This is a genomic window from Nonomuraea insulae (assembly GCF_042656245.1).
Map to the genome: position 1 here is coordinate 124,243 of NZ_JBHSPA010000016.1, position 20,959 is coordinate 145,201.

Annotated in this window: 17 protein-coding genes; 5 read left to right on the forward strand and 12 right to left on the reverse strand. The window is 69.8% G+C overall.

Features of this window, described 5'->3' with window-relative positions; translation table 11 throughout:
* Positions 1-15: 15 nt before the first annotated feature.
* The 3 genes from ACFPZ3_RS12530 to ACFPZ3_RS12540 all read right to left on the reverse strand — a co-directional run bounded on the left by ACFPZ3_RS12530 (position 16) and on the right by ACFPZ3_RS12540 (position 2,421).
* Entirely contained in the window at positions 16-252 is a 237-nt protein-coding gene (locus ACFPZ3_RS12530; protein WP_379514200.1) for a hypothetical protein, read from the reverse strand.
* A 338-nt stretch (positions 253-590) separates the two neighbouring features.
* Positions 591-1,715, reverse strand: a complete 1,125-nt coding sequence (locus ACFPZ3_RS12535) for a sensor histidine kinase (protein ID WP_379514201.1) — start codon at positions 1,713-1,715, stop codon at positions 591-593.
* A 10-nt stretch (positions 1,716-1,725) separates the two neighbouring features.
* A complete protein-coding gene (locus ACFPZ3_RS12540) occupies positions 1,726-2,421 on the reverse strand; it encodes a response regulator transcription factor (protein ID WP_379514202.1) in 696 nt (231 codons plus the stop codon).
* 207 nt (positions 2,422-2,628) lie between these two features.
* On the opposite strand from ACFPZ3_RS12540, the gene ACFPZ3_RS12545 reads away from it, so the two are divergent.
* Positions 2,629-3,333: an ABC transporter ATP-binding protein gene (locus ACFPZ3_RS12545; RefSeq protein WP_379514203.1), complete on the forward strand. Its 705-nt coding sequence runs from the start codon at positions 2,629-2,631 to the stop codon at positions 3,331-3,333.
* Positions 3,333-5,729, forward strand: a complete 2,397-nt coding sequence (locus ACFPZ3_RS12550; protein ID WP_379514204.1) for an ABC transporter permease — start codon at positions 3,333-3,335, stop codon at positions 5,727-5,729. The genes ACFPZ3_RS12545 and ACFPZ3_RS12550 overlap by 1 nt, the downstream gene beginning before the upstream one ends.
* A gap of 243 nt (positions 5,730-5,972) precedes the next feature.
* On the opposite strand, the gene ACFPZ3_RS12555 is transcribed toward ACFPZ3_RS12550, so the two are convergent.
* Positions 5,973-7,370: a sulfatase-like hydrolase/transferase gene (locus tag ACFPZ3_RS12555; protein WP_379514205.1), complete on the reverse strand. Its 1,398-nt coding sequence runs from the start codon at positions 7,368-7,370 to the stop codon at positions 5,973-5,975.
* A 216-nt stretch (positions 7,371-7,586) separates the two neighbouring features.
* Here ACFPZ3_RS12555 and ACFPZ3_RS12560 point away from each other — a divergent pair, with 216 nt between their 5' ends.
* Complete coding sequence (locus ACFPZ3_RS12560) at positions 7,587-9,449, forward strand: hypothetical protein (protein ID WP_379514206.1); 1,863 nt, start codon at positions 7,587-7,589, stop codon at positions 9,447-9,449.
* A gap of 300 nt (positions 9,450-9,749) precedes the next feature.
* Complete coding sequence (locus ACFPZ3_RS12565; RefSeq protein WP_379514207.1) at positions 9,750-10,781, forward strand: LacI family DNA-binding transcriptional regulator; 1,032 nt, start codon at positions 9,750-9,752, stop codon at positions 10,779-10,781.
* Positions 10,782-10,848: 67 nt separating this feature from the next.
* On the opposite strand, the gene ACFPZ3_RS12570 is transcribed toward ACFPZ3_RS12565, so the two are convergent.
* Positions 10,849-11,700, reverse strand: a complete 852-nt coding sequence (locus tag ACFPZ3_RS12570; protein WP_379514208.1) for a LysR family transcriptional regulator — start codon at positions 11,698-11,700, stop codon at positions 10,849-10,851.
* Positions 11,701-11,780: 80 nt separating this feature from the next.
* Between ACFPZ3_RS12570 and ACFPZ3_RS12575 the strand changes: the two genes are divergently transcribed.
* Positions 11,781-12,338: a cupin domain-containing protein gene (locus ACFPZ3_RS12575; RefSeq protein WP_379514209.1), complete on the forward strand. Its 558-nt coding sequence runs from the start codon at positions 11,781-11,783 to the stop codon at positions 12,336-12,338.
* 66 nt (positions 12,339-12,404) lie between these two features.
* Here the strand turns inward: ACFPZ3_RS12575 and ACFPZ3_RS12580 are convergent, their stop codons facing one another.
* The 7 genes from ACFPZ3_RS12580 to pucD form a co-directional block, all read right to left on the reverse strand.
* Positions 12,405-13,406, reverse strand: a complete 1,002-nt coding sequence (locus ACFPZ3_RS12580; RefSeq protein WP_379514210.1) for a substrate-binding domain-containing protein — start codon at positions 13,404-13,406, stop codon at positions 12,405-12,407.
* A gap of 9 nt (positions 13,407-13,415) precedes the next feature.
* Positions 13,416-14,411: an ABC transporter permease gene (locus ACFPZ3_RS12585; RefSeq protein ID WP_379514211.1), complete on the reverse strand. Its 996-nt coding sequence runs from the start codon at positions 14,409-14,411 to the stop codon at positions 13,416-13,418.
* Complete coding sequence (locus ACFPZ3_RS12590; protein ID WP_379514212.1) at positions 14,408-15,901, reverse strand: sugar ABC transporter ATP-binding protein; 1,494 nt, start codon at positions 15,899-15,901, stop codon at positions 14,408-14,410. Before ACFPZ3_RS12590 ends, ACFPZ3_RS12585 begins: the two co-directional genes overlap by 4 nt.
* Before the next feature lie 13 nt (positions 15,902-15,914).
* A complete protein-coding gene (rbsD, locus tag ACFPZ3_RS12595; protein WP_379514213.1) occupies positions 15,915-16,319 on the reverse strand; it encodes a D-ribose pyranase in 405 nt (134 codons plus the stop codon).
* Complete coding sequence (locus ACFPZ3_RS12600) at positions 16,316-17,257, reverse strand: ribokinase (protein ID WP_379514214.1); 942 nt, start codon at positions 17,255-17,257, stop codon at positions 16,316-16,318. Before ACFPZ3_RS12600 ends, rbsD begins: the two co-directional genes overlap by 4 nt.
* 130 nt (positions 17,258-17,387) lie before the next feature.
* Complete coding sequence (locus ACFPZ3_RS12605) at positions 17,388-18,428, reverse strand: LacI family DNA-binding transcriptional regulator (RefSeq protein ID WP_379514215.1); 1,041 nt, start codon at positions 18,426-18,428, stop codon at positions 17,388-17,390.
* Between the two features lie 232 nt (positions 18,429-18,660).
* Positions 18,661-20,958 (reverse strand): xanthine dehydrogenase subunit D, encoded by a 2,298-nt coding sequence (gene pucD, locus ACFPZ3_RS12610; RefSeq protein WP_379514371.1) that lies wholly within the window; start codon positions 20,956-20,958, stop codon positions 18,661-18,663.
* Between the last annotated feature and the right edge of the window lies 1 nt (position 20,959).

Below are 20,959 nucleotides of genomic sequence, written 5' to 3' on the forward strand. Positions count from 1 at the left end.
TCCTCTCGCGGGGTGTCATCCCGCACATCGGCGGGTCTGATGTACGCGTTCGTCAGGCCGGCGGCTCAGCATCCGTGAGAATGCCGAGTTCCAGCCGCCAGGTCCGGTGGCGATGTGCGGCAGCGCCCACGCGGTCGAGGACGAGCCGCACTGCTTGGCCAGAGCGGCCGCGGCCTTGGCCTGCGCGGTGACGTCGGCCGCGTACGGCGGGATGTTGGTCGCGGTCTGCTCCGGCTTGAAGTCGCAGCTCATCGGGGGTGCTGTGGCCGACACCGCGCGGATCGATGCCGATCACGTCGCGCACCGCAGGTCGGCCCCTTTGACGTCTTGCGGGCACTTTCCCAGGTCAAGGCGTCCGCTGTGGTCGTGGCCCAGGCTGCCGCCGGGGTCAACGGCGTCACCATGGTGGCGGTCATGACGGATTTCCGCATCTTCTTCCTCGAGGAGCCAATGGTGGTCGGTCAACGCCATGACTTCTGATCACTCTGACTGGACGTAAACCCATCGTCAAACGGCGCGGCCGCCGGCGGAAGATCCGCGCGCCGGGTTGACGACGACGATGATCCAGCTCAGCGTGGGTGTCGGCACGATCAGGAATCCGGGCGTCCGGTGTTTCGAGGAAACGCTCCACCCGGCCGCCCCTGGCCATCGGCCGGGACGGTGGGCAGGTGAACGGCGATACGGAGTCCGCCCGCGGGGCGCGGGATGATGGTGAGGGATCCGTCGTGTACCTGGGTGATGCTCTTGACGATCGCCAGACCGAGGCCGACGCCTGCGTGGTTGCCGCGTATTCGTTCGGTGCCGCGCTGAAACGGTTCGGTGAGTGTCGAGACCAGTTGCGGAGGGAGCTTCTCGCCGCTGTTCTCGACGGTGAGCACCACGGTCTCGGGGTGGACGCTGGTGGTGACCCGCACGGTGCCATGTTCGGGCAGGTTGTGCACGATGGCGTTGTGCACAAGGTTCGTCGTCATCTGCAGCAGGAGCGCCTGCGACCCGACAGCCGGGGTGATGTCACCGGAGGTGTCGATGGTGACACCGCGTTTCTCGGCGAGCGGGAGCAGTGTTTCTGTGGCCTCTTCCACCAGCAGGGACAGGTCGACAGGTTCGCGGGTGAAGGACCTCTGGCCGGCGCGGCTGAGCACGAGCAGCGCCTCGGTGAGGTCGATCGCTCGGGCGTTGACGGCGTGAAGGCGCTCGACGAGTTCGCCGGTGTCCCGGTTCGGATCGTTGCGGGCCACGTCGAGAAGTGCCTGCGAGATCGCCAGCGGGGTGCGCAACTCGTGCGAGGCGTTGGCTGCGAACCTCTGCTGTTCGGCGAGGTGTGCTTCGAGCCGTGCGAGCATGGCGTCGAAGGCGTCGGCGAGTTCGCGGAACTCGTCTTTGCGGCCTTCCAACCGGATCCGGTGGGAGAGCGATCCGTCCGCGGTCATGTGCGTGGCATTTCTGATGCGGGTCAGGGGCGCGAGCATGCGGCCGGCGAGAATCCATCCTCCCAGGAGACCGAACACCAGCAGGAAGACCAGGGCCGTGCCCGCCGCTGACGCGAAGCCGCGCAGGAGGACGTACTGGTTGGGATCCATCTCCGCCGGGGTCCTGACCGCGGCGACGTTGGGCACGTAACGCAGCAGGAACACCCACACCACCACGATCAGCAGGACGCCGGCGAGCATGAGGAATCCGGCGTAGCTGAGGGTGAGTTTGAGGCGAACGCTCAACCCGGGCGCTCTATCCACGCTCTCCTGCCTCACGCCCGGGGTCTGCTTGAGCGTCGATGCGGTACCCGGCGCCGGCGACCGTGGTGATGATCCCGGGTTCGCCGAGCCGTTTGCGCAGCGCCGACACGGTGATGCGCACGGCGTTGGTGAACGGGTCCGCGTTCTCGTCCCATGCTCGCTCCAGGAGTTCCTCGGCGCTGACGACACCGCCTTCGGCGGCGACGAGGACCTCGAGCACGGCGAACTGTTTCCGGGTGAGCGCGACGTAGCGGCCGTCGCGATAGACCTCGCGGCGGAACGGATCCAGCCGCAGACCCGCGACCTGTCGCACGGGTGGTCTGTTGTGGGCGCGCCTGCGGTCGAGCGCTCTGAGCCTGAGCACGAGTTCGCGCAGGTCGAAGGGCTTGGTGAGGTAGTCGTCGGCGCCGAGTTCGAACCCGGAGGCCTTGTCGTCGAGCCGGTCGGCGGCGGTGAGCATGAGAATCGGCATGCCGCTGCCGGAGGCGACGATGCGTTCGGCGATCTCGTCGCCGGAGGGGCCGGGGATGTCCCGGTCGAGGACGGCGATGTCGTAGGCGTTGATGCTCAGCAGTTCCGACGCGGTGTCGCCGTCACCGGCGATGTCGGCGGCGATCGCCTCCAGGCGTAAGCCATCGCGGATGGCTTCTGCCAGGTAGGGCTCGTCCTCGACGATCAACACACGCATGCTCCCGAGCCTAGGAGCCGGCGCATATCGCCGGCATATCGAAAACCACATACGTGCCGGCAACACCACGCCGCCTTGACTACCGGCATGACCTACGCGAACAGCACGTCAGTCTCCCCCGGATCCTTGTCGCCGGCGGCCGTCGTGGCGAAACCATGACATGCGGTTGACTCCACTCCAGTCCCATCGACCGAAAGCTGCTCTACGATGACGGCCACCACCCAGCAGGCCACCCAGGGAACCCTGGCCGCCAGCGCGCGCGACCTGACCAAGACCTACGGCCGGGGCGATACCCAGGTGCATGCTCTGCGCGGCATCGACCTCGACCTCCCACGAGGCAGGTTCACCGCGATCATGGGGCCGAGCGGATCGGGCAAGTCCACGCTGATGCACTGCCTGGCCGGACTCGACCAGGCCGGCGGCGGCACTGTCACCGTGGCCGGCACCGACCTCGGATCGCTCGACGACGACGCGCTCACGATCTTCCGCCGCGAGCACATCGGCTTCGTGTTCCAGTCGTTCAACCTGCTGCCGATGCTCACCGCGCTGCAGAACATCGTGCTCCCGCTTGAGCTGGGCGGTCGCCGGATCGACGACGCGGCGCGGGAGCGCGCGCACGCGCTCGCCGACACCCTCGGCGTGGCCGACAGGCTCGGCCACCGGCCCGCGGAGCTGTCCGGCGGCCAGCAGCAGCGGGTCGCGATCGCCCGGGCCCTGATCACCCAGCCGGACCTGCTGTTCGCCGACGAGCCCACAGGAAACCTGGACAGCACCACGTCGGCGGAGGTGCTCCACCACCTGCGCCGGTCGGCGCACGAGCTCGGCCAGACCGTCGTGATGGTCACCCACGATCGGGACGCGGCGAAGTACGCCGATGACGTGGTCACCGTGCAGGACGGGCGGATCGCCTGATGCGCACCGTCTTCCTCGCGTCCCTGCGCACCCACCTCCGCAGGTACGTCGCGGCGGCGGTCGCGATCATTGTCGGAGTCGCCTTCGTCGTCGTGGTCGGCATGCTCACGTCCGGGGCACGGAGCGGACTCATGGACGGCTTCGGAGCGCCGTTCCGCAATGCCGACCATGTGATCACTCAGCTGAGCATGAAGGAGGTGATCGCACTCGCCGAGCGATACGGCGAGAACGCGTCCGTGCTCGGCCGGGGGATGATGCCGATGCGCGCGGGCGGTCATTCGTTCCCGGGAACGGCCGTGGGGCCGATCGCCCCTTCGGCGGAGCTGCGCTGGCAGAAACTCAGCTCCGGCCGCTTCCCGGCACGCACGGGCGAGGCGGTGGTGGACGTGTGGGACGCTCAGGCCAAGGAGATCGCGGTCGGCGACCGGGTCCGGATCGGCGAGGACACCACCGCGACCGACCTGGAGGTGGTCGGTCTCGTGGAGTCGCCCTCCGCCACGGCTCAGGCCAGCGTGTACGTGTCCTGGCCGCAGTTGCTGCGATGGCGCGATGACCCCTCGCTCTCCCTGGGCCGGATGGCGGTGCGCGGGGAGGTGGGTCAGCTCCCGCAGGGCGCGAAGGTGCAGTCGCCCGAGGAATTCGTCACGGAGAAGCAGACCGAACTCAACAACAGGGTCGACACCTTGGGGTTGATGCTGCTGCTGTTCGCCGGCGTCGCGCTCTTCGTCTCGGTCCTGGTCATCGCCAACACGTTCTCCATCCTGTTCGCGCAACGCCTGCGCGACTTCGCCCTGCTGCGTTGCGTCGGCGCGACCCGGCGGCAGGTGGTGCGTTCGGTACGCCGGGAGGCGGCCGCCGTCGGGGTGCTCGCGTCGCTGACCGGGCTACTGCTCGGCGTCGGTCTCGGCTACGGACTGATCGCCCTGATCAACGTTCTCGCGCCTACCGTCACGATGGGCGCCCCCGGGTTGCCCACGCTCTGGCTGCTGGGCGGGTTCGCCGTCGGCCTGGTGGTCACCATGGTCGCGTCGTGGTTGCCGATCCGGCGGGTGGTCAGGGTGAGCCCGCTGGCGGCGCTGCGCCCGGATCCCTCGGTCGACGTGCACACGGCCACCGGCCTGGTGCGGCTGGCGCTCGCCGCGCTCCTCCTGGTCGCCGGGCTGGGCCTGCTCGGGATGGCGGTGATCCAGGGCAGTACGGTGCTCATGGTGACGGGCGGCGGCTCGGTGTTCACCGGCGTGCTCCTCTTCGGGCCGGTGCTCGTTCCCCGCCTGGTCCGGCTCACCGGCGCGCTGCTCGGCCCCGCCGGCCGGCTGGCGACCAGGAACGCTGTGCGCAATCCGCGCCGGACCGCCACCACCACTGCCTCCCTGCTGGTCGGCGTCACCCTGACGACCGCCGTACTCACGGGGATGAGCACGACAAGCGCGGCGCTGGACGAGGAGCGCGGTAGGCAGCACCCCGTCGATGCCTCGTTGACCTCGTCCGAGGGACCGGTCGCCACTGATCTCCTCGACCGGGTACGTCGCACTCCCGGTGTGGAGCGGGCCATTCCCGTGGACGGCGCCGCGGCCCAGGTGACCGGGCTCAGCGAACCGATCCCGGTGGTCACCGCGCCGGACGCGGAACAGGTGGCCCGCGACGGCGGGGCGTTCGCCCAGGTCGAGCCGGGGAAGATCAGACTCGACTACGCGGCCTTCCGCAAGAACCTGAGCCTCCGGCCCGGTGACCGGGTCACGGTGCGCGTCGGCCACCGGCGAGCCCAGTTGCAGGTCACCGCCGGCACCGGCTGGGGCCGGGTGGGCGTGGTCGCGCCCGAGACGCTGGCGACACTCACCGACGCCCCCGAGCCGCATGCCATCTGGATCCGCGCCTCCTCCGGCAACGACTCGATGCAACTTGTCGGAGACCTGGACAAGCTGGCGGATTCGGCCGGCCTGCAGGTCGGCAACGAATTGCAGGCCCGGGAGACGGAGGACCAGCAGTTGAGAATCCTCACCTGGTCGGTGCTCGGCCTCATCGGCATCGCCATCGTGATCGCCCTGATCGGGATCGCGAACACCCTGGGGCTCTCCGTACTCGAACGCGCCCGCGAACACGCGATGCTGCGCGCGCTCGGGCTCACCCGCGGGCAGCTGCGGCGGATGCTGGCGACCGAGGCAGTGCTGCTGTCGGTGGTGGCCACCCTGCTCGGCACCGTGATCGGCGTCGGGTTCGCCTGGGCCGGCTACGAGACGTTCGTGAAGCCGGCTCTTCGCAACGCCACCATGCAAGTCCCCTGGCCGTCGCTCGGCGCCGTCGTCCTCATCGCCGCCCTGGCCGGACTCCTCGCCGCTGTCCTCCCGGCACGCCGGGCCGCCCAGGTGACTCCGGCCGCAGGGCTGTCTCTCGACTGAAACCCCTTGTCGATCCCCAGCACGCGCGGCGAGTACGGGAATCCGGCGCTCTTCAGATGGGACAGCAGCGCATGCACGGCCGGCGTCCACGCCTGGGCGGGCCTGCGGACGGTGTCACCGATCCGCACCACCCTCCGATGTGGCGTGTCCTGCAACACCTCTTCATCCACCATGACCTCCCGTGGAAGATGGCACCGGCCGCATGATTCCGGTGGTGAGGGCTACCCGCTCGACACGTACTGATCAGGGCAGCGCAGTGTCCACCAGTGCCCGGAGAGCGGCCGCCTGAAGGTCGCGCTGTGCCTCGGCGTACCCCGGGGACCCGGCAACGTCGCGTATCTCTCGCGGGTCCGATGCGAGGTCGTACATCTCGGTGTGCACGACGTCGTCGGCCTGGGCGTGCACGAGTTTGACGAGGCCGTCGGTGACGACCTGGAAGCGCTCGGACTCGGCGAAGACATGCAGCTGGCCGCCGGAGTCGAGGTGCCGGCCGTCGATCCCGGGGACGGTCTCGGCACCGGCGTGGCCGACCAGCGTGGGGAAGACATCGACCAGGCTGGTGAGGCGGTCGGTCCTGGTGCCCCCGCCCGCGCCCCCGGGCCTGCGCAGCAGCAGCGGCACGTTGAGCACGTCCTCGTAGAAGCAGCGCTGCTTGCCCCAGAACCCGTGGTTCCCCAGCATCTCCCCGTGGTCGCAGGTGAACACCACGACCAGATCGTCGCCGAACCGCGCCTCCGCGGCGGCGATCAGGCGTCCCACCTGATCGTCTATCAGCGCGACGTTGGCCAGGTAATGGCGGCGCAGCTGCCGCCAGTAGTCCGGATCGCGGTCGTGGAATCCGCCGCCCTCCGCGTATCCCCGCGAGGGGCCGTGGAAGCTCCGGTAGTGCAACCGGCCGGGTTCCGCCCATTCGGACGGGTCCACGTCGGCCTCGCCGACCAGCGATTCGTCGACCCGGGAGAGATACTCCTCAGGAGGGTCGAACGGGAAGTGCGGACCGCTGAAGGAGACCCAGGCGAACATCGGGCGGTCCTGGTCGTACGATTCGATCCATTCGCGAGCCTTGCGGCCGACCCAGGCATCGGGATGCCACTGCGCCGGGCCGGGGAAAGGGAACACCTTGCGGGCCGCCTGGTCCCAAACGGCCTCCCGGTAGGCTTCCAGCAGGCCGGCCGCCTCCAACTCCCGCGTGTAGTCGTCGTAGAACCAGACCGACACCTGCTTGTCGTCCTGCAACGCCAGGTGCTCGATGCCGAGGCTCAGGTAGTAGTCCCGGAACGAGTCGTAGGGCAGGGTCCGGTCGGAGCTGGTGGCGGAGTACGGCACCGGCGCGTAATGGCACTTGCCGATGTGCCCGACGGAATAGCCCTCAGCCCCCAGCACCTGGTAGAGGTTCGGCACGTCCGCCGGCAGCGCCCGGTCGCGGAAGTTGCTGTAGGCGCCGTGGTTGCGCGGATAGCGCCCCGTCAGCAGCGAGCTCCGGCTGGGCAGGCACACCGGGCTCGCCGTATAGGCGCGGTCGAAGACCGTGCCCTCCTCGCCGATCCGATCCAGATGCGGCGTCGCCACCGCCCGGCCGCCGTAGCAGCCGAGCGCGTCCTTACGTAGCTGGTCCGCGGTGATGAACAGGATCGCGGGCACCTGACCTCCTGCTGTCGCCGGCCGAGAGGTTGCTTCTATAACGTTGTCTACAACGTTATACTAATGCTCGCGGAGACGTTGACCACAGCCTTGATGCCGCCCCCGGCAACGGAACATCGCGGAGGACCCCGCATACGAACGGAAGCGCACGGCGCTCGGCTACATGCTCGCGAAGACGTCTTCAGGCAGGTCACCACGACTTTTAGAGGATTAACCATGAAATGGTCCATCTCATACGCCGCGGCCTCCGTTGCCCTGGCGACCGTGGCCGCGACGGCAGGTGTGGCATCCGGCGACAGCTCGGGGCCGGCGGACACCGTCATCAAGGTGAGCGACACCCCGATCGCCGCGGAGGTGCCACGCGAGATCATCGGGGCGAACCACCGCTGGCCGGCCAAGGGCCTCGGGATGTGGGACGACACGGCCGGCAAGCCAGTGCCACGCATGGTCGATCTCGCCAAGCAGACCGGGGTCAGCCTCGTCCGTTACCCGGGCGGGACGGTCGCGAACCTTTTCGGCTGGAAGCAGGCCATCGGGCCACAGGGCGGCCGCGGCTGCCAGGTCGGCGGCGGCTTCGTCGGCGAAGCCGAGCCGATGGACAGCGTCTACGGTCCGGACGAGAACCAGCGTTTCGTCGAACAGATCGGCGCCAGAACCATGATCATGACGAACGCGACCACACAGACGGTCGCGGACGCGGCGGACTTCGTGGAGTACCTCAATGCCCCGGTCGGGTCGAACCCCAACGGCGGCAAGGACTGGGCGAAGGTGCGCGCCGACAACGGGCGGCCCGAACCGTACGCCATCAAGGTCTGGGAGCTCGGCAACGAGCTGTACCTCGGCAACCAGCGCTACTGGCGGGCCGAGAATCTCGACGTCCGGCTCCGGCAGTACGTCCAGGGCGGCACACAACGGCAGATCGACCAGCCGGTCGGCAAAGCGTGCGACCATCGTGAATCGGCGGCGGTGAGCAACGGCGCGGCGGGCCAGAAGTTCCAGGTCTGGTACCCGCCGGTCGTCCCCAGCAGCCAGAGCGTCCGGGTGGGCGGCGCGGAATGGCGCGCGGTCGGCGACCTGAGCCAGGCTGGTCCGGACGACGCCGTCTACAGCTTCGACACGAAGAGCGGCGAGATCCGGTTCGGCGATGGGAGCCACGGCCGGATCCCCGCGGAAGGCGAGAAGATCCGGGCCGACTACGGTTCGGGACCGCATCCGGGCTTCGTCGACTACTACAAGGCGATGAAGAAGGCCGACCCGTCGATCGACGTCTGCTCGGCATGGGAGACCGCGAAGTTCGTCGAGTTGATGGGCAAGGCCAAGCCCTACGACTGCGTGGGGGTGCACCTGTACGCCCGGCCGGACGTCGGGGGCACTCCCGAGAAGATTCACGACAGCACGATGCCTCTCGCCGAGAAGGTGACCCGCGACGAGCTCGACGTGCTGACGGCTGCCATCGACCAATTCGGGCCGGACAAGGACAAGCCATACCTCGAGGTCAGCGAGTACGGCTCGATCAAGCAGCCCGACACCGGTCCGGCTCCCAAGGGCTGGGCCGGGTCGCTCTCCACGACACTGCTCCATGCGGACCTGCTGGTCGGAATGATCACGCATGGCACACCGCTCGCGATCTCCTCCAACCTGAACGCCGGGGACCCGACGGCCGGCGAACTGTTCGGCGGCGCGCCGGACTTCCTCGACACCGCGCGGGCCCGGATGCTGAGGCTCGCCGGCAGGCTCGCCGGGACCAGGCCGGTGGAGAACGAGGTCGTGAACAACCCCGGCGGCGACGGCGACTTCAAGGCGCTGCGCGTGCTCACCACCCGAGGGTCCGACGGCTCCGTACGGCTGTTCGTCCTCAACCGGGATCGCGACACCCCGGTGACGGCGGACGTCGCGTTGCCCGGGACCGGTGAGGTCACGGTGCACACGCTGAACGGCGCCGAGATCGGCAGCTTCAACACCAAGGACGACCCGGATGCCGTGAAGACGACCACCACGACCGCGCCGAGGACCGGCACCGGCGTCCAGCACACGTTCCCAGCGCACTCGATCACGTTGATCGAGGCGCCTGCTCCGTGACGAACATCGTGCTCGTCCCCGCCGCCGATCAGGACATCGGCTGCTACGGCGGCGAGACTCGACCAGACCGGCCGGAGCCGGCGTCCGGAGGTCCCAACCGCATCCGCACCAGACAGCCGGCCTGGCGGGGCCAGCGGCGCCGTGGATCCACCTATGCTGGGAGCACGAGGGAAACTCGGCCTGTCGGCGCGACATCCTCGCCACGCCGCCGAACCGGCGCTGGTGTACGAGGAGTGGTCGGGGCGGTGTGATCCGCTTGAACGGATGACCCGGCCACGGGAGTTACGAGGAGTTCGCGAGATGAGTGCGACGATCAAGGATGTCGCGAAGCTGGCAGGTGTCTCCATCAAGACGGTGTCCAACGTGCTCAACGGATACCCCTACCTCACGCCCGCGACCAAGGCCAAGGTGCAGGAAGCGGTCATCGAGCTGGACTACCGGCCCAACATCTCCGCACGGAACCTCCGGCGCGGGCGTACGGGGATCATCGCGCTCGCGCTGCCGAGCATGAGCACCCCGTATTTCGCCGAGCTCGCGGACCTGATCGTCAAGGAGGCCGAAAAACACGACCTCACCGTTCTGATCGACTGTACGGCGGGCGATCTCGAACGCGAGAAGCTGGTCACCGAAGGCTTCCGCAGCCGCCTCATCGATGGGGTGATCCTTCAGCACTGGTCGTTGTCCGATCAATATCTGCGGAGCCTCCCGGACAAGGGGCCCCTCGTGCTGTTGGGCGAGCGTCCGGTGCGATCCGCCGACAGCGTGGCGATCGACAGCCGGGAGGCGGCTCAGACCGCTGTGACACACCTGCTCGAGATCGGCCGCCGCCGGATCGCCGTGCTGGGCGCCCGGGGTGGCCGGCGGCGCCCCGGCCACCCGCAGGCGGCCGGCCGGCGACACGAGGGATACGCCAAGGCACTCGACGCGTACGGCATCCCGTTCGACCCCGCGCTGGTCCTCAGCCCTCCGGGCGCGCACAGTCCGGAGGACGTCGCCACGAGTGTGGACGAACTGCTCGCGAAGGCCCCGGACATCGACGCGATCTTCTGTCTCAACGACCGGGTGGCGCTCGGCGCCATCCGGGCATTGATCTCCTGGGGCGTGCGGGTGCCGTCGGACGTCGCGGTGGTGGGCATCGACGACATCGAAGCGGCGCGGCTCACGACTCCGTCCCTCACCACCATCGCGCCCGACAAGGCGGGGATCGCCCGGGCCGCGGTCGACATGCTCGCCGAGCGGATCGGCGGCACCGACCGGCCCGCCCGCCGGGTCACGGCCGATACCCGTCTGATCGTGCGCGAGAGCACGCTCGGCTCCGCCCTCACGCCCTAGGCTCCACAGTCAGGGCGATCGCGGACGAACAAGACGTATCCGCGGCCCCGTACCGTGGGTGAGGTGCTCAGGCGCGGTACGCGGCGATCGCGATCTCGACGAACGAGCGGACCAGTGGATTCGTGTCGCCCTCACGCCAGGCCGCCAGCACGCGGCTGGCCGGCATGTCGATCAGCGGCACTACGGTGAGCCCTTCGTCCGGCTCGTGATCCAGGAGCGTCATGCCGACCGTGCCGTTCCACAGAACGGCTTGCCGGCATTCCTGGACCGCGCGCACCACCGGACCCTCGCGGGGCTGCCCGCCGTTCCAGTACGACTGCCACAGGGGGTCGGTCCCCTCCGGGAAGCGGAACCATCGGCGGCCGTCCAGGTCGGCCAGCTTCAGGCTGTCGCGGCGGGCCAGTGGATCGTCGGTACGCAGCAGGGCTCCCACCGGGTCGGCACGCAGGTGGTGCACGGTCAGGCCGGTCTCGTCGAACGGCCCCCTGGTCAGGGCGACGTCGACCATCCCGGCGTGCAGCCCACAGGTGGGGTCGGTCAGGTTCATGTCGCGGATGCGGGTCTCGATGCGCGGGTGCCGCCGGTGGTAGGTGCGGGCCAGACGTGTCACGCCGCGGTCGCTGCTGTCGCCCAGGATGCCGACGGTGATGGTGGCGGTCCCTGCCGCCACCGCCACGCGGACGCGCGCCCGGTCGGCCTGGTCGAGCAGGGTGCGCGCCTCGTCGAGCAGAACCTCACCCACCGGGGTGAGAGTGACTCCGGCGGACGACCGGTTGAACAGCAGAGCACCCGCCTCGGTCTCCAGCCGCTTGATCGCCCGGCTCAGGGGCGGCTGGCTCATGTGCAGCCGGGCGGCGGCTCGGCCGAAGTGGAGTTCCTCGGCGACCGCCACGAAATAGCGCAGGGTGCGTAGCTCCATGGTGCGACGATACCCGTGCGGTATCGAGTTTCCTCAAGGGGTCTTGGACAGTCGCGGTGCTTCGGCGGTGAGATCGGAACATGACCGAGGAATCTGAGGCCCGTGAGCCGCTCACCGTTTCGGTGGTCGGCCCCGGTGATGGGGAGACGATCGTCCTGGGCACCACGCGCATGCGTGTCCTTGAGGACGGCAGCAACACCGGACACCGTCTCGGGATCGCCGAGTCCGTGCTCGCGCCGTACACGCAAGGACCGCCGCAGCATCGTCACGGGCAGCACGACGAGGGCTTCTACGTGATCTCCGGCACGGTGCGGTTCACGGTCGGGGACAGGGACCATGACGCGACCGCGGGCACACTGGTGATGGTTCCGCCCGGAGTCCCGCACACGTTCGCCAACGTGACCGGCCAACCGGCCGTCATGCTCAGCACCTTCACCCCCGACCTGTACGTGCAGTACTTCCGCGACCTGCGGGAGATGATGGGCAGCGGCCAGGCACTGTCCCCCGAGGCGAACATCCGAGCGATGAGCCGTTACGCCACCGAGCCTGCCGCAGGCCCTGCCACAGTGCCCGCCACAGAGCCCACCGCCGAGCCCGCCACAGAGCCCACCGCCGAGCCCGCCACCGACCTCGCCTGATGTCCGGCGCCCGGACGCCGGCCTGCTCGTGCTCAGGCGAGGGCGAGCCCGAGCAGGCGGCCGCTCCTACTTGAGGCTGTCCGGGACACCGGACTTGTCGCCGAGACCGACGAGGTAGTCCGCGTACTCCTTCACGGTGTCCTTCTTGACCAGCTTGCCCTGCAGCGTCTCGTCGGCCTGCACCTGCTTGCCGCCCAGGACGTCGGCGGCCAGGGAGATCACCTTCTGCCCGAGCGCGAACGGCGACTCGGCGTTCGTGGCGTACATCTCGCCCGCCGCGACGGCGGCCAGCGCGTCGGCGATGCCGTCGTTGCCGACGACCTTGACCTTGCCCACCAGGTTGCGGGCCTTGAGCGCGGACAGCACGCCCATGGCCATCTCGTCGTTGGCCGCGTACACACCGTCGATGTCGGGGTTGGCCTGCAGCACGTTCGTCATCACGTTCAGGGCCTTGGCCCGGTCGAAGTCGGCGGCCTGTGTGGCGACGACCTTGATGTCCTTGTGCGTGGCGAGCTGCTGCTGGAAGCCCTTGCTGCGGTCCTGGGCCACGTTGGTGCCGAGGATGCCCTGGATCTCGACGACCTTGCCCTTGCCGCCGACGGCCTCGGCCAGCGCGTCGGCCGCGTTCTTGCCCGCCTGGACGGCGTCGTAGCCGACGAACGTGGCCAGCTTGCCGCCGGACGGCTTGCGGTCGAACGCCATCACAGGGATGCTCGCCGCGTTCGCCTGGGTGACGGAACTGCTGGCGGACTGGCTGCCCACCGGGTCGAGGACGAGGATCCCGGTCTGCTTGGAGATGGCGGTCGTCGCCTGGTTGAGGAAGGTGGCGTCGGAGTTGTCGGCGTTCTGCACGTTCAGGGTGATGCCGCTCTTGGCGGCCTGCGCCTCGGCGCCGTCCTTCACGCTGATGAAGAACGGGTTGCCGAGCGTGCTCATGATGATCGTGGCGTCCTTCTTGCCGGACGCGCCGGTGGCGCCCGTGGACGTCTCCTCGCCGCCCCGGCTGCAGGCGGTCAGGGAGACGGCGGCCAGGATCGCGACGGCGATGACTTTGCGGGGAGTGCGCATGGCTGTTCCTTAGATGTGCTGTGCGAGTTCTGGGGTGGGTACGGGGGGTTCGGCCCTGCGCGGCACGAGCCGGCGCAGAATGTCGACGTTGCGGTCGAGGAAGACGGCCAGGAGGATGACCAGGCCCTTCACCACGTCCTGGAGGAACGGGGAGACGTCGAGCAGGTTCATCCCGTTGTCGATGACGCCGAGGACGAGCGCCCCGACGAGGGTGCCGAGCAGGGTGCCGCGGCCGCCGGCCAGGCTGGTGCCGCCGATGATGACGGCCGCGATCGCGTCCAGTTCCAGGCCGGCGCCGGCGGTCGGCTGGGCCGTGGACAGCCGGGCGGTGATGATGAACCCCGCCAGGGATGCCAGCACGCCGCTGATGACGAAGGCGAGGACCTTGACGCGGTGGACCCTGATGCCGGACAGCCGCGCGGCCTCGACGTTGTCGCCGGTGGCGTAGACGTACCGGCCGAAGCGGGTGCGCGCCAGGACGAACCCGAAGATCCCGAACGCGACCAGCATGATCCACACCGGCACGGGCACGCCGGCGAACCTGGCCTGCCCGATCCCCTGGAAGTCGTAGTCCGTCACCGGGATGGGGTTGCCCGAGGTGACGTGCAGGGTGAGCCCGGCGAACACCGACATCGTGGCCAGCGTCGCGATGAACGACGGCATCCTGGTCCTGGTCACGAGCAGGCCGTTGACCAGCCCGATGGCCGCGCCGGTCGCCAGTCCCGCGGCCAGCGCGGGGATCAGCCCGTACGTGCCGAGTGTCAGGGCGGTGACGACGGCGGAGAAGCCGAGGGCCGAGCCCACGGACAGGTCGATCTCGGCCAGGATGATCACGTACGTCTGCCCGGCCGCGAGCAGCGCGGCCACAGAGGTCGCGAGCGCGACGTTGAGCAGGTTCGTCGGGGTGAGGAAGACCGGCGAGGCCACCGAGAGGATGATCCCGACCAGGAGGAGCATCCACACCGCGCGCAACCGGCCCGCGACGGTCTTGAGCTTCGAAGTCATGTGGCACCTACCAGTGCGTGCTTGAGAATGGACTGCTCGTCGAGGTCGTCGCCGCTCAGTTCGGCGACGAGCCGTCCCTCGCGCATCACGACCACGCGGTCGGACATGGCGACGAGTTCCGGCAGGTCGGAGCTCACGAGCAGGACGGCGACGCCGTCCGCGGTGAGCTGGTTGATGATCCGGTAGATCTCGGTCTTGGCCCCGACGTCCACCCCCCGCGTCGGCTCGTCCATGAGCAACACGCGCGGCCTGGTCATCAGCCACTTGGCGAACAGGGCTTTCTGCTGGTTGCCACCGGACAGCGAGCTGACCGCGATGGACGGCGAGGCGGCGCGCACCCGCAGTTCCGAGATGACCGCGCCGGTGGCCGCGCGCTCCTTACCCCGCCGCATGACACCACTCCCGGAGCTGAACTCGCGCAGAGAGGCCAGCGACACGTTCGACTCGACCGACTGGCCCATGCACAGGCCCTCCGCCTGCCGGTCGGGCGACAGGTAGGCGATCCGGCTGCCGATCGCGTCCTGGACGCTCGCGACGCGTACGCCGGAGCCGTCCACGAGCACGGACCCGCCGGTCAGCGGCTGCCGGCCGAACAGCGCGCGCAGCAGGTCGCTGCGCCCGCAGCCGACCACGCCGCCGATGCCGACCACCTCTCCGGCCCTGACCCGGAGATCGATGTCGTGGAAGCGGTCGCCGCTCCCGCCACGCACCTCCAGGACGACCTGGTCTCTGACGTTGTTCTCCTTGGGGTAGAAATCGTCCACGGCGTCGCCGACCATCGCCGTGACGACCTTGGCCGGGGTGAGCCGCTCGGTGGGTGCGTCGAGCGTGACCCGGCCGTCGCGCAGCACGACAATGCGGTCAGACAGGGCGAAGACCTCGTCCAGCCGGTGGCTGATGTAGATCACCGAGACTCCGGCCTCGCGCAGCCTGTTCACCTGGGCGAAGAGCTGCTCGGACTCCTGCTCGTCGAGCGCTGCGGTCGGCTCGTCGAGAATGATCAGCCGCAACTCGTGCGTCATGGCCTTGGCGATCTCGAGCATCTGCCGCTCGGCCACGCTCAGCTCGCTGACCTGGCGGTGCACGTCGATCTCCATGCCGAGTCGGCGCAGCGCCCGCCCGGCCTCGGCGGCCATGCGCTGCTTGGAGACGAACAGACGGCCGAAGACGTGCTCCCGGTCCAGTACGTACATGTTCTCGGCCACGCTGAGGTGCGGGAACAGGTTCTGCTGGAACTCCTGGTAGATGACCTCGATGCCGTGCGCCATCGCGGCCTGCGGGTCCTTGAACACCGTCGCGGTCCCGTCGATCAGCAGCCGGCCCGAGTCGGGGCGGTGCGCGCCGGAGATGATCCGGGTGAGTGTGGACTTGCCCGCCCCGTTCTCCCCGACGAGCGCCACGACCTCGCCAGGACCGACGTCGAAGCTGACGCCACGCAGGACGCTGTTGTCGCCGAAGGACTTGCGCACATCGGCAAGCTGGAGATGCATGCCAGGCTCCCGATCAGTACACGACGCCCGCGGTGAGCAGGACGTTGGCGTACGGGGTGAACTCGCCGGAGCGCACGGCCGCCCTGGCTCCGGCGGTGGCCTGCTTGAACTCGGTGTGCGGCACGAACTCCAGGGTCAGGCCGAGCCGGTCGAACCGCTCCTTGATCGCGGCCAGCATGTCCGGGCTGTGCTGCTTGACCTCCTCGGACAACAGCACGCCCTCCACGGCGACCTCGTCGAGCACCACGTCCAGCAGGTCGAGGAAGCGGGGCAGGTTCTCCCGGACGGCCAGGTCCACGCGTTCCACGTCTCTCGGGATGGGTAGTCCCGCGTCGGTGACGATGATCGTGTCCGTGTGGCCGAGCTCGGAGATCACGCGGGCGAGCTGGGCGTTGAGCGTTCCCTGGTTGCGCCTCATCGGGTTGCTCCTTCCATAGAGTTGTCGATCAATGCCTCGACCTCGTCCTTGCCGGGAAGCGAGGGGCTGGCTCCCGCCTTGGTGGTGGCCAGGGCGCCGGCCGCCATGCCGTACTGGATGGCGGTGTCCACGTCGAGCCCGGTGGCGAGGGCGCCGCCGAAGAAGCCGGTGAAGGCGTCGCCGGCCGCCGTGGTGTCCACGGGCGTCACGGCGTACGCGGGGAAGTGGCGGGTGCGCTCCTTCGTGACCGACAGGGCGCCGCCCGCGCCGAGAGTGATGATCGCGTGGCCCGCGCCGCGCTCCAGGAACCAGGCCGCCGCCTGCTCCGCCGTCTCCAGGTCCGTGACCTCCACGCCGGTCAGCACGCCGGCCTCGCTCTCGTTGGGGGTCACGACGTCGAGGTACGGCCATACGTCGTCCGGCAGTTCCTGGGCGGGCGCCGGGTCCAGAACCACGGTCAGCCCGGCCGCCGCGCCCGCCCGCGCCGCGTGACAGGCGACCTCCGTCCGGATCTCGAGCTGCAGCAGGAGGACGCCGACCCGGTCGCGAACGCGCTCGATGCTCTCCGTGACCATCGTCTCGTCGAGGGAGGCGTTGGCGAGCGGCGTGATGACGATGTCGTTCTCACCCGACGCGTCCACGCGGATGTGGGCGACGCCCGTGCGGCCCTCGACGGTGCGGACCTCGGTGAGCGTGACGCCGTGCGTCTCCAGGCCGGACAGCACGATGTCGCGGAACGGGTCCTGGCCCACGCATGCGGCCATCCACGTCGGCGCGCCCGAGTGGGCCGCGGACACGGCCTGGTTCGCGCCCTTGCCGCCGAGTACGAGGGTGAAGTCGTCGCCGAGCACCGTCTCACCGCGCCGCGGCAGCCGCCGGCTGAACGCCGTGACATCTGCGGTGATGCTCCCGACAACGAGAACACCGGTGGGTTCCATGGGGGTTCCTCCAGATTTGGGGATGCGTGACCCGAGGACACGGCCCGTGTGCCGCGCCCTTGCGGGTGTGTGATCGATCAGATCCCGGCGGGCTGCCGGACCACGTCCGCGAGCGAGGCGGTCGCGATGCTCATCGCGATCGGGTCCTTCTCGTGCGTGACGGGGCCGGCCGTCCGCCCGGCGGGGCGGTGGAGGCGCGTTCGATCAGCTTGGTGTCCAGGACGATGCGGCTGGCGCCGCCGCCGCTCTCCTCCGGGTCCAGCCGGCGCAGCAGCAGCCGCATGGCCAGCACACCCTGCTCGAACATCGGCCGGTCGATGACGGTCAGAGGCGGCTTGAGCAGCGGGCCGGTGTCCAGGTCGTCGAAGCCGATCAGGCTGATCTGGCCGGGGATGTCGATCCGCATGTCGTGCAGCGCCTTGAGCACGCCCAGCGTCATGAGGTTGTTGGCGGCGAAGATGGCGGTGGGCGGCTCGGGAAGCGACAGCAGGGACAGCGTGAGCTGGTAGCCGGTGTGCTCCTTGAAGTCGCCGATCAGGTCGTACTCGGGCGGCACCTCGATGCCGGCCTTGGCGAGCGTCCCGACGAACCCCTCTCGCCGCAGCCGCCCGGGAGTGGTGTCCAGGGTGCCGCTGATCGCGGCCACCCGGGTGTGTCCGAGGGCGAGCAGGTGCTCGGCCGCCTGCCTGCCGCCACCGTCGTTGTCGACCAGCACGGCGTCGAACCGCTCGCCGCCCGCCAGATCGCGGTCCACGAACACCAGGGGCACGTCGGCGTCGTGGACGTGCAGCGGCGTCTCGTCCTGCTCGGTGGCGGGGGCGAGGATGATGCCGTCGACCCTGCGCACCATGTCCGCCAGCACGTCGTCCTCCTGCTCGCTGCTCTCGTCGCTGTTGGCGAGCAGGATGCGGTAGGGCTCCGTACGCGTGACGGACTCCATGCCCTTGACCACCGCGGCGAAGTACGGGTTCGTGATGTCCGGGACGACGACGCCGATCGTGTTGGTCCGCCCGGACTTCAGCGACTGCGCCGCGGCACTCGGCCAGTAGCCCAGCTCGTCGATGGCGGCCTGGACCGCCTCGTACGAGCGCACCCGCCGGCCCCGCAGGAAGCGCGAGACCGTGGCGGGAGAGACCCCCGCGCGGGCTGCTACGTCATGGATGGTGACCACGTGAGCTCCAAACTGAAATCGATGTCAGTGATGATGGCAGGATGTGACCACGGAGTGTCAATGACACGTTTCCAACTTGTTACAAATTCCTGCATTTCACCAGATCAAGGTCAGGGTGCGTCCCAACCTTCGATCATGGCCAACTGAAACCGTTATCAGTCGGCACCACCGGCCCGATGAATGCCGGTGGTGCCGCACGCTCAGGCGCTACCGCGCCACCCGTACGCCGCGGTCAGCGGGCGCCCCCCTCGGCAAGAGACCCGAGGACGGCGGTCGCGACGGCCTCCGGCGTCATCGGGATCCGGTCGAGCGCGCCCGCGGCAGCGCCGCCCACGGCGTCCCGGATGGCCGCCGCGATCGCGGCCGGCGCCGACAGCAGCGGCGGCTCCCCCACCCCGGTCAGCCCGTACGGCGAGTCGTGCCGGGGCAGTTCGAGGATGTCGAGCACGGTCGGCGGCATGTCCATGGTGGTAGGGATCAGGTAGTCGGTGAACGACGGGTTCAGGATCCGGCCGTCGCGCACCTGGATCTCCTCCATCACGGCCAGCCCGAGCCCTTGCGCGATGCCGCCGTGCATCTGGCCCTCGACCGCCACGGGATTGATCGCCTTCCCGACGTCCTGCGCGCAGGCGATCTCCACTACGCGCACCGAGCCGAGCTCCGGATCCACGTCCACGACCGCCCGGTGCGCGGCGAAGGCGTAGGCCACGTGCGCCTCGCCCTGCCCGGTCTCCGGGTCGAGCTCCTCGGTCCGCCGGTGGCGGAAGACGGCGGTCTCGTCGACGTCTCCCATGGCCAGCAGCTCCGCCAGCTCGACGGTCCGTCCGGTCGGCGACGACACCGTGCTCCCGTAGACGAGGTCCGCCGCGGGCTCACCGAGCAGGCCGGCCGCGCGTTCCAGCAGCGTGGCCCGGACGGCGAGGCAGGCCGCCCGTACGGCGCCGCCGGAGATCCACGTCTGCCGCGAGGCCGAGGAGGTGCCGGCGTCGCCGACGGCCGTGTCGGCGGGCAGGATCGTCACCAGAGCGATCTCCAGCTCGGTCCGCGCGATCTGCGCCTGCACGGTCACCAGGCCCTGGCCGACCTCGGCCGCGGCGGTGTGGACCTCGGCGGCCGGGCGGCCCTCGTGCGCGTACATCCGCACGCGGGCCGTGCCGAAGTCGTCGTACCCGGCGGACTTGCAGATGTTCTTCACCGACAGCGCGTAGCCGACGCCGCGTACCAGCTCCGCGGCGCGCGTGGAGTTCGACGTGCCGCCCGGCAACAGCCGGAGGTCGTCGCCGGCGGGCGGCGGCAGGGGCTTGCCGGCGACCAGGCGCAGCAGCTCGGCCACCGGGGCGGGCCCGTCGACGCGCTGCCCGGTCGCCATCACCGAGCCGGTGTCCACCGCGTTGCGCCGCCGCAGCTCGACCGGGTCCAGGCCGAGCGCCGCGGCCAGCTTGTCCATCTGCGACTCGTGGCCGAAGCACACCTGGACGGCGCCGAAGCCGCGCATCGCCCCGGCGGGCGGGTTGTTGGTGTAGACGGCCCGGCAGTCCACCTCCACGGCGGGCACCTCGTAGGGGCCGACCGCGAAGCAGCCCGCGTTGCCGGTCACGGCGGGCGAGGTGGAGGCGTACGCGCCGCCGTCGAGCAGGATGTCGGCCTTGACGTAGAGCAGCCGGCCGTCGCGGGTGGCGCCGTGCTCGTACCGCATCCTGGCGGGGTGGCGGTGCACGTGGCCGGAGAACGACTCCTCCCGCCCGTAACTCATCTTCACCGGGCGGCCGAGCCGCAGCGCCAGCAGGCAGGCGTGGGCCTGCACGCTGAGGTCCTCCCTGCCGCCGAACGCGCCGCCCACGCCCGACAGCGTGAGCCGCACGCTCTCCTTGGGCCGGGCCAGGCAGTCCGCGAGCTGGTCCTGGTCGACGTGCAGCCACTGCGTCGAGCAGTAAAGGTCGACGCCGTCTGTCTCGTCCGGGACGGCCAGACAGGATTCCGGGCCGAGGAACGCCTGGTCCTGCATGCCGACCTCGTACTCGCCGGTCACGACCACGTCCGCCTGGTGCGGCGTGCCGCGGCGGATGCGCAGGTGGCGGACCAGGTTGCCGCCCTCGTGCAGCTCGGGGCTCTCCAGCGCCCGCTCGGCGTCGGTCACCGGGGGCAGTTCCGCGTAGCCGACGTGGACGAGGCCGGCGGCGCGGCGGGCCAGCGCGGGCGTGTCGGCGGCGACGATCGCGACGGCCTCGCCGGCGTAGCGGACCAGGTCCTCGGCCAGCACCGGCTGGTCGCGGCGTTCGAGCCCGTACCGGTTGACGCCGGGCACGTCGGCGGCGGTGAGCACGGCGTGCACGCCGGGCAGCGCGAGCGCGGCGGAGGCGTCCACGGACAGGATCCGCGCGTGCGGGTGGGGGCTGCGGACGGTCGCGCCCCACACCATCTCGTCGTGCCACAGGTCGGAGGAGTACGCGAAGTCGCCGCGTACCTTGGCCACCGCGTCGGGCCGGCGGGCCGAGGTGCCCACGCCGTCGGCCGTGCTCTGGCTCGTCATC

Bases quoted from the DNA above. Each gene is read 5' to 3' on its own strand.
- ACFPZ3_RS12590 (WP_379514212.1), bottom strand. From the start codon at position 15,901: ATGCATCTCCAGCTTGCCGATGTGCGCAAGTCCTTCGGCGACAACAGC.
- ACFPZ3_RS12600 (WP_379514214.1), bottom strand. From the start codon at position 17,257: ATGGAACCCACCGGTGTTCTCGTTGTCGGGAGCATCACCGCAGATGTC.
- ACFPZ3_RS12560 (WP_379514206.1), top strand. From the start codon at position 7,587: ATGAAATGGTCCATCTCATACGCCGCGGCCTCCGTTGCCCTGGCGACC.
- ACFPZ3_RS12570 (WP_379514208.1), bottom strand. From the start codon at position 11,700: ATGGAGCTACGCACCCTGCGCTATTTCGTGGCGGTCGCCGAGGAACTC.
- ACFPZ3_RS12530 (WP_379514200.1), bottom strand. From the start codon at position 252: ATGAGCTGCGACTTCAAGCCGGAGCAGACCGCGACCAACATCCCGCCG.
- pucD (WP_379514371.1), bottom strand. From the start codon at position 20,958: ATGACGAGCCAGAGCACGGCCGACGGCGTGGGCACCTCGGCCCGCCGG.
- ACFPZ3_RS12565 (WP_379514207.1), top strand. From the start codon at position 9,750: ATGAGTGCGACGATCAAGGATGTCGCGAAGCTGGCAGGTGTCTCCATC.
- rbsD (WP_379514213.1), bottom strand. From the start codon at position 16,319: ATGAGGCGCAACCAGGGAACGCTCAACGCCCAGCTCGCCCGCGTGATC.
- ACFPZ3_RS12585 (WP_379514211.1), bottom strand. From the start codon at position 14,411: ATGACTTCGAAGCTCAAGACCGTCGCGGGCCGGTTGCGCGCGGTGTGG.
- ACFPZ3_RS12575 (WP_379514209.1), top strand. From the start codon at position 11,781: ATGACCGAGGAATCTGAGGCCCGTGAGCCGCTCACCGTTTCGGTGGTC.
- ACFPZ3_RS12545 (WP_379514203.1), top strand. From the start codon at position 2,629: ATGACGGCCACCACCCAGCAGGCCACCCAGGGAACCCTGGCCGCCAGC.
- ACFPZ3_RS12540 (WP_379514202.1), bottom strand. From the start codon at position 2,421: ATGCGTGTGTTGATCGTCGAGGACGAGCCCTACCTGGCAGAAGCCATC.
- ACFPZ3_RS12580 (WP_379514210.1), bottom strand. From the start codon at position 13,406: ATGCGCACTCCCCGCAAAGTCATCGCCGTCGCGATCCTGGCCGCCGTC.
- ACFPZ3_RS12550 (WP_379514204.1), top strand. From the start codon at position 3,333: ATGCGCACCGTCTTCCTCGCGTCCCTGCGCACCCACCTCCGCAGGTAC.